This window comes from Lelliottia sp. RWM.1 (genome assembly GCF_016859735.1).
Classification (GTDB): Bacteria; Pseudomonadota; Gammaproteobacteria; order Enterobacterales; family Enterobacteriaceae; genus Enterobacter.
This window is the reverse complement of the sequence record NZ_WLVC01000082.1, coordinates 1-6854: the sequence shown is the minus strand read 5'-3', so window position 1 is coordinate 6854 and position 6854 is coordinate 1. Positions and strand designations below refer to the sequence as shown.

Sequence of the window (6854 nt, the reverse complement as noted above, 5' to 3'; positions counted from 1 at the left end):
TATTGAACTGTCAGGAGCTGGCTGCACAACAGCCATTACGCCCAATCAACTGGTGCAGTCGTCTTCTGAAAATGACACTGTTTGTATATAATCATGAAAAAATGGTGAGTAGAGTTTCAGGGTAACAGGGGATGCTTATGTCGGTTTTCCACAACTGGCTACTTGAGATCGCATGTGAGAATTACTTCGTCTACATCAAACGCCTTTCCGCCAACGATACCGGCGCAACAGGTGGTCACCAGGTAGGGCTTTATATCCCTTCAGGTATCGTTGAAAAACTCTTTCCGTCTATCAACCATACCCGTGAACTGAACCCTTCGGTTTTTCTCACCGCACATGTGTCATCGCATGATTGCCCTGACAGCGAAGCCAGGGCAATTTATTATAACAGCCGTCATTTTGGTAAAACCCGGAATGAAAAAAGGATTACCCGCTGGGGTAGAGGCAGCCCACTTCAGGATCCTGAAAATACAGGGGCTCTGACGCTCCTGGCTTTCAAGCTTGATGAGCAAGGGGGGGACTGTAAGGAAGTAAATATTTGGGTATGCGCCAGCACTGATGAAGAGGACGTCATTGAGACCGCTATTGGTGAAGTTATACCCGGAGCGCTTATATCCGGCCCCGCAGGACAGATTCTAGGCGGACTATCTCTACAGCAAGCGCCAGTAAATCATAAATATATTCTACCTGAAGACTGGCACCTGCGCTTTCCGTCGGGAAGTGAAATTATTCAGTATGCAGCCAGCCATTATGTGAAAAATTCCCTTGATCCGGATGAGCAACTTCTTGACCGCCGGCGCGTGGAGTACGACATATTTCTATTGGTTGAGGAACTGCATGTTCTGGATATCATCCGGAAAGGATTTGGCTCTGTGGATGAATTTATTGCGCTGGCCAATTCTGTCAGCAATCGCCGTAAATCCAGAGCCGGGAAGTCTCTGGAACTGCACCTGGAGCATCTATTCATTGAGCACGGCCTGCGACACTTTGCGACGCAGGCCATCACAGAAGGTAATAAAAAACCCGATTTCCTTTTCCCTTCCGCAGGGGCTTACCACGATACTGAGTTTCCCGTAGAAAATCTGCGCATGCTGGCAGTCAAGACTACCTGTAAGGATCGCTGGCGTCAGATACTGAATGAGGCCGATAAAATTCATCAGGTGCATCTGTTTACACTCCAAGAGGGAGTTTCTCTGGCTCAATATCGGGAGATGCGGGAGTCGGGTGTCAGATTGGTCGTGCCATCATCGCTGCACAAAAAATACCCGGAGGCGGTGAGAGCTGAGCTAATGACGCTAGGTGCGTTTATTGCTGAGCTGACAGGGCTTTACGCAGATATTCCATAGATTATCTCCCGGCATAAATACCGGGAGGAGCGATCAGATTCGTTCAACCTTGCACGAATCGGCATTAACCGCTTTCAGGATATAAGGTTCAAGCAGTTTGGCTACGGCTTCAAACACGGGCACCACTACGGAGTTACCGAACTGCCTGTACGACTGAGTGTCTGACACAGGAATGCGAAAAGGCCTGCCATCTACTTTTTCAAAACCCATAAGGCGCGCGCACTCTCGTGGAGTCAGCCTGCGGGGCCGATGCGCCTGATTTTCTTCGTTCGCGAAGTCTGTTTCACCTGTGGCCATATCCCAGCCACGGTCTATCAGAATTTCAGACCCGTCTTTGTGATAGCGAGCAGAAAGCGTACGGGCAATGCTTTCTTTATTTTCAGGATTAACGAGGCCAAAACCGAATCCGTTACCCTTAGCTGCGTGCTTTTTGGCGTAGTTATAGAGATACTCCCAGAGTTTCGGCGTCAGTATATATTTGCTGTCAACCACGGGTTCCAGCAGTTCGCCAAATGACGGACGCTGTTCCGGATAAAAACGACTAATATCGCGCAGGGTAAAGCCCTGGTGAATGTTCAGATCACGACGGAAACCGACCAAAACGATACGTTCTCGGTGCTGAGGTAAAAAGTGCTTTCCGTCGATAACTTTAGGATCGTTTTTGCCCATCTCAGCTGCATCCGCAACTTCATAGCCCAGTTCGTCGAGGGTATCCATGATGACTTTAAAGGTTTTACCCTTGTCATGGCTCTTCAGGTTTTTAACGTTTTCAAGAACAAAGATGGCAGGTTTTTTTGCGCGTATAATACGCGCCACATCGAAGAAAAGCGTTCCCTGAGCCTCACATTCGAAACCATGCGCGCGCCCGAGCGAGTTTTTCTTGCTTACGCCCGCAAGGCTGAACGGTTGACAGGGGAAACCTGCTAGAAGTACATCATGATCCGGCACATGCTCATTAATGTAAGCATAGGCATCGTTTTCAGGTACTTCAGGTTTATCACTGAGCGTGACTTCCCGAATATCGAGATTGAAAGTGTGTTCCTGAGCATCGTTAAACCAGTTAGCTTTATATGTGCGCACAGCCTCTTTATTCCATTCACTGGTAAAAACGCACTGGCCACCGATGGTTTCGAAGCCCTTCCGTATACCTCCAATCCCAGCAAACAGGTCAATAAACCGGAAGGCATAGTCAGGGTGATGTGCAGGCGCTTCCGGAAGCATTTTTCGTAGAAGTTCCTCTTCGGCTAACGTCAGCGTCTTAGGTGAGCACTTACCATTAATCCAGCGATTAAGAGTCTCGCGACTCCACTCATTTTTACCAACTTTTCTAAGCAGTTCAGCCACGTACTTCTGGTCATAGATTTCCAGCACCTGCCCGAGCAGCTTTTTATCATTTTCCTGTCGCAGTTGTTCTTCCGCTTCTGCTTTCTCAAGCAGATCCTGCGCCAGTAATTCAAATTCAGACATATTGCCTCCATTGGGTCTTATGGGTGAAACTGTATCACTCATTTGACCCAGATTGAATGTTTTTATCTGGATATTTAAACAGGTTTATTGTTAGGTAACGCACGTTGGCCACGCTGGAGCGTCTTCTGGGCCTGCTGTCGGCCTTTGAGGTCGTGGTATGGATGACGGATGGCTGGCCGCTGTATGAATCCCGCCTGAAGGGAAAGCTGCACGTTATCAGCAAGCGTTACACTCAGCGCATTGAGCGACATAACCTGAATCTGAGACAACATCTGGCAAGGCTGGGACGGAAGTCACTGTCGTTCTCAAAATCGGTGGAGCTGCATGACAAGGTCATCGGGCATTATCTGAACATAAAACACTATCAGTAAGTTGGAGTCATTACCGGTTCTCTTTGTCTTTTAGTGATTCTATAAACCTCATTACGTCTGAATATAAAAATCTATTATTTGATTTATGTGGCTCATGAGGTTGTGGGATGGTCTTGTTTTTGAATGTGCCAGTTTTCTTAATGGCAAAGATTAATTCACCTTCTGTTATTCCTAACATTTCAGCAAATGTTTTTGCTTCTATAGTTACTGACTTCATTTAATTAACTCTCATGGTATCGATTTTCTTTACCGGCATCTTTAACAATGGTGCTCGTTTCTAGTGTTGCTGCGGTACGCTTCATCATCGTCTGCGGGGCGGTTGCGATAGTGAAGGAGCTGCCGGGCGTGAGCAAATCTATCAGGCGCTGGCCGCTGATAATCTCCATCCGTTCACTGGCAATACTGACAGATTTTGAACCTGCGCCGGTTTTCCCGGTATGGCAAAACAGACCGCGACAGTTATGACGTTTAAGCAACTTCTCGAACTCCTGTACGTGCTGTAAAGCAATATGGCCGCGATAGCGTTTAGCCTGAATAAGATAGCGATATTTTCCTATTATTACCTGGCCGTCAATGCCTCCATCGCCGGTATAGCGTTTGTTTCTGATGGTTCTGAAGCCATGCGCTTCAAATCCTTCCAGCAACAGTTCTTCAAACACAAAAGGATCAATTTTCCTCAGGTAGTTAATTTTTTGTGGGAAGCCCGGCAACGTCTTTATGCGCTCCAGCACCCGCCGCGCACTTTGCTGCTTCCTTTTGTGTCGTCGGTTGCGTACTGAACGCCGGAAGAATACAACGGCAAACAGTGCGATGGCGCTGCAAGCCCATAGAATAAGGTTTTCTGTAGTGGGGAAGGGGAACATGGTGATAGTGTGCTTTCTGTGGGTAAAGAAAAGGGCGGTTAAACCGCCCTGGTGTTTAGCGACGGCTGTAAACCTGCCACGAAGCGCTGCCTGACTGATTTTGGCAAATCCGCCCGTAAAGTACGGTGCCGGTCGAGTAGCGGGCGCCATTCAGATAGCAATAGCCGCTGGATTGCAGCAGTTCGTTGCGCAGCTTTTCTTCCTGCTTTGATAGCCGGGACTCCGCAGACTGCAAACGAACGGATAATTCGTTAATCTGGCGTTGCTGGTTATTCATCTGGCTCTGCATCGCATTACCTTTATCTTGGCTGACGCAACCAGTTAAGAGAGCTGTACAGGCTAATGCACTTAATATAATTTTTTTCACGTTGGCTCCTTAAATTGAGATTATTCCTAGCCCGCCTATAAGCGAACTTTCCCGTATTTACTTATGATCTGGCTTATCATCGACTGGTTACTTCCACCTTCGCCATTATCCGGGCATTCATTAAGAAAAGCCTTCCTGGCATCCCTCGTGTGGTTGGGTAAAAAGCCGTGCTTGTTCTTTTTAACGATATTGAAGAAAGCAGCTTCAGCACTGTTACACTCGCTTCCGCCGCTATCGCCGGTGAGCTTGCCCGCCATGCACATAATAACTTTGCAGGGATCTTCAGCATGGCTGGCAGGAAGATAAAGCAGACTACCAGCTGCTATCAGAGGGATTAAGAGTTTCTTCATTGTTTTGTCCTTAACAGTTTGTTCAGATATACACCCGCCAGAATGTTGATAACGGTAAGTAATATTAATAATAACGCAGAGTTATAAATAGATTTGTAACCTATATCGCCTGCGATATATTCGACAATAAAAACGAAAATCGTTAACATTGCGAACAACTTGATTAACTTTCCTGTAATTTTCTTAACGATATAAGCAACTGAATAAGAGCCGGATTTGATGATGCTGGCGAGTAACCTGATAGCATGGACTCGGAATTTTCTTAAAATGGGCGGAATGGAAAATGCCTTTTTCTTCCTTCTGCCTTTTTGCTTTTCCGCAAAATCAATAACATCGCCCATTTTTATACTCTCCGGTTATATCTTTAGATCATCAAGTGATAAACCACTATCAAGCAGCTCTTTGAGCCATGTTGGTCGGCGGCCAGTCCCGGACCAGGTATTTTCTGCGTTCCTGGGGTCGCGGTATTTTACTTGTCTATGTTCTCTGGGGTTGGCAACGCCCTGCATTTTCATGGCTTCCAGGCTAATGCCAGCGTCCAATTTTGCAGTTAGCCAGGCCGGGCGCTTCCCTATACCAGTCCACGTATTAAAAGGGTTATCCGGGTCACGATACATGGGTTCACCTTTGGGGCGTTTTTCTGATTTCAGGGGAACCAGCATTACCTTCCTTCCTTCAGAGGTTTTCTTTTCGTTTCTTCTTGACACGATCTCATTAGCCCTTATCATAAACATAAGTCGTCGAAATTACAATTACGCGGTGAAACGTAAATGAGTAAACATCCAAAACTTCTGGTTCTCGCTCTGGCCTGCCTTGCTTGTGCTGGCCGTGCCAGTGCTGCGCCTGCCTCAGATGAAGTTGCCAGGCTTGCGCAGAGATGTGCGCCTGATGTTTCACCCTTAACAATGGCGTACATCGTCGGCCATGAGTCCTCAAATGGGCCGTACAGGATCAATATTAACGGTGGTAGTACCCAGTTAAAACAGCAACCACGTACTGAAGCTGAGGCCGTCAGCGTTTCGAAAGTTCTGCTGAAGGATAATAAAAGTTTTGATATGGGCCTTGCACAAATTAACTCAAATAATTTAGTGGGCCTGGGTCTTTCGGTTGACGATATTTTCAAGCCCTGCATCAACCTGCGGGCGAGCCAGACCATCCTTAAAGCCTGTTATGATAGCGCCCTGAAATCCTATCCAGCCGGGCAGGTTGCGCTGAGACACGCGCTTTCCTGCTACAACACCGGCTCACTCATAAACGGGATTTCTAACGGGTATGTCACGAAAGTTATCAACGTGGCGCGTCAATCAACTGATTTGAAAATCCCTACGCTGCTACCTGATGGCCAGACCAGTGAGGACAGCACCGCGACTGAGCCTCAGCAGGCAAAAAGTACGGCCACGCAGTATGACGGTGAACAAGATGTTTTTGGTTCGGGTGATGGCGATGCCTTCAGCCGAAATAATACGGATGCCTTTTTAACCAAACAGGAAACAGCGAAGGGGGAGTGAGGTTATGGATGGAACGTTTGTACCTTGTATTGCAATCACAGATCCTGGAGCTATTTGAAACAGGAAAAGTGAAGGAGGTAACGATAAAACGGGTTTCATTAAAGACGTGGTATCCCGTTTTTCAGATAGACGATGAACAGTTGGGCCAGATCGCATGTTCCATTCGGGTTAACAAAGAGCATGAACTACGAACCTGGGCTGATTTAAGGCTACTGGCAGAGTTTTTGAAAGATAAGTGTGGCGTTGAAGAATGCCGGTTAAATCTGCAATCAACAGAAGATAGTGAGTAAGGAGAAAGTATGACCACGTTGTTTAAGAAGTATGGCCCTGCGGTAGTTATGGGCGTTTTGTCCATTGCCCTGCCGCAAATTGCGCTGGCCGCTGGCACCGATACTGGTGAATCAACCGCTACATCAATCCAGACGTGGTTGAGCACATGGATTCCAATTGGTTGTGCTATTGCGATCATGGTTAGTTGCTTTATGTGGATGCTTCACGTAATCCCGGCACTGTTGCAAAGTTAGCGATGAGGCAGCCTTTTGTCTTATTCAAAGGCCTTACATTTCAAAAACTCTGCTTACC

The 6854-nt window shown here is 47.1% G+C and carries 11 protein-coding genes and 1 pseudogene; 5 read left to right on the top strand and 7 right to left on the bottom strand.

All coding sequences use genetic code 11. The annotated features are described in order from the left end of the window. The first annotated feature begins 137 nt into the window (after nt 1–137). Nucleotides 138–1346 carry a type II site-specific deoxyribonuclease gene (locus GF617_RS26010; protein ID WP_001749969.1) on the top strand — a complete coding sequence of 403 codons (1209 nt, stop codon included), beginning with the start codon at nt 138–140 and terminating at the stop codon, nt 1344–1346. A gap of 33 nt (nt 1347–1379) precedes the next feature. Here GF617_RS26010 and GF617_RS26005 read toward each other — a convergent pair whose 3' ends face one another. Continuing rightward, complete coding sequence (locus tag GF617_RS26005) at nt 1380–2813, bottom strand: DNA cytosine methyltransferase (protein WP_001288432.1); 1434 nt, start codon at nt 2811–2813, stop codon at nt 1380–1382. Between the two features lie 98 nt (nt 2814–2911). Here GF617_RS26005 and GF617_RS26000 point away from each other — a divergent pair. Further along, a pseudogene (locus GF617_RS26000) lies at nt 2912–3184 on the top strand (IS1 family transposase); the annotation flags it as partial. A gap of 10 nt (nt 3185–3194) precedes the next feature. On the opposite strand, the gene GF617_RS25995 reads toward GF617_RS26000, so the two are convergent. The 6 genes from GF617_RS25995 to GF617_RS25970 all read right to left on the bottom strand — a co-directional run bounded on the left by GF617_RS25995 (nt 3195) and on the right by GF617_RS25970 (nt 5426). Beyond that, nucleotides 3195–3401, bottom strand: a complete 207-nt coding sequence (locus tag GF617_RS25995; RefSeq protein ID WP_001749967.1) for a hypothetical protein — start codon at nt 3399–3401, stop codon at nt 3195–3197. A gap of 4 nt (nt 3402–3405) precedes the next feature. After that, nucleotides 3406–3843, bottom strand: coding sequence for a restriction endonuclease (locus GF617_RS25990; protein ID WP_020325134.1), 438 nt, complete (start codon nt 3841–3843; stop codon nt 3406–3408). Between the two features lie 259 nt (nt 3844–4102). Beyond that, on the bottom strand, nt 4103–4414 hold the full coding sequence (locus GF617_RS25985) for a hypothetical protein (RefSeq protein ID WP_013279382.1): 312 nt from the start codon (nt 4412–4414) through the stop codon (nt 4103–4105). Between the two features lie 35 nt (nt 4415–4449). Beyond that, nucleotides 4450–4764 carry a TrbM/KikA/MpfK family conjugal transfer protein gene (locus GF617_RS25980; RefSeq protein ID WP_016338363.1) on the bottom strand — a complete coding sequence of 105 codons (315 nt, stop codon included), beginning with the start codon at nt 4762–4764 and terminating at the stop codon, nt 4450–4452. Beyond that, nucleotides 4761–5105: a hypothetical protein gene (locus GF617_RS25975; protein WP_012561155.1), complete on the bottom strand. Its 345-nt coding sequence runs from the start codon at nt 5103–5105 to the stop codon at nt 4761–4763. The genes GF617_RS25980 and GF617_RS25975 overlap by 4 nt, the downstream gene beginning before the upstream one ends. A gap of 15 nt (nt 5106–5120) precedes the next feature. Beyond that, nucleotides 5121–5426: an H-NS family nucleoid-associated regulatory protein gene (locus GF617_RS25970; protein ID WP_012561154.1), complete on the bottom strand. Its 306-nt coding sequence runs from the start codon at nt 5424–5426 to the stop codon at nt 5121–5123. 108 nt (nt 5427–5534) lie between these two features. On the opposite strand from GF617_RS25970, the gene GF617_RS25965 reads away from it, so the two are divergent. The 3 genes from GF617_RS25965 to GF617_RS25955 are packed head-to-tail and all read left to right on the top strand — an operon-like array spanning nt 5535 to nt 6796. Then, entirely contained in the window at nt 5535–6272 is a 738-nt protein-coding gene (locus GF617_RS25965) for a lytic transglycosylase domain-containing protein (RefSeq protein WP_013279384.1), read from the top strand. A gap of 8 nt (nt 6273–6280) precedes the next feature. Beyond that, nucleotides 6281–6562 carry a transcriptional repressor KorA gene (gene korA / locus GF617_RS25960; protein ID WP_016338364.1) on the top strand — a complete coding sequence of 94 codons (282 nt, stop codon included), beginning with the start codon at nt 6281–6283 and terminating at the stop codon, nt 6560–6562. Nucleotides 6563–6571: 9 nt separating this feature from the next. After that, a complete protein-coding gene (locus tag GF617_RS25955) occupies nt 6572–6796 on the top strand; it encodes a conjugal transfer protein TraM (RefSeq protein ID WP_148839772.1) in 225 nt (74 codons plus the stop codon). Nucleotides 6797–6854: the final 58 nt, after the last annotated feature.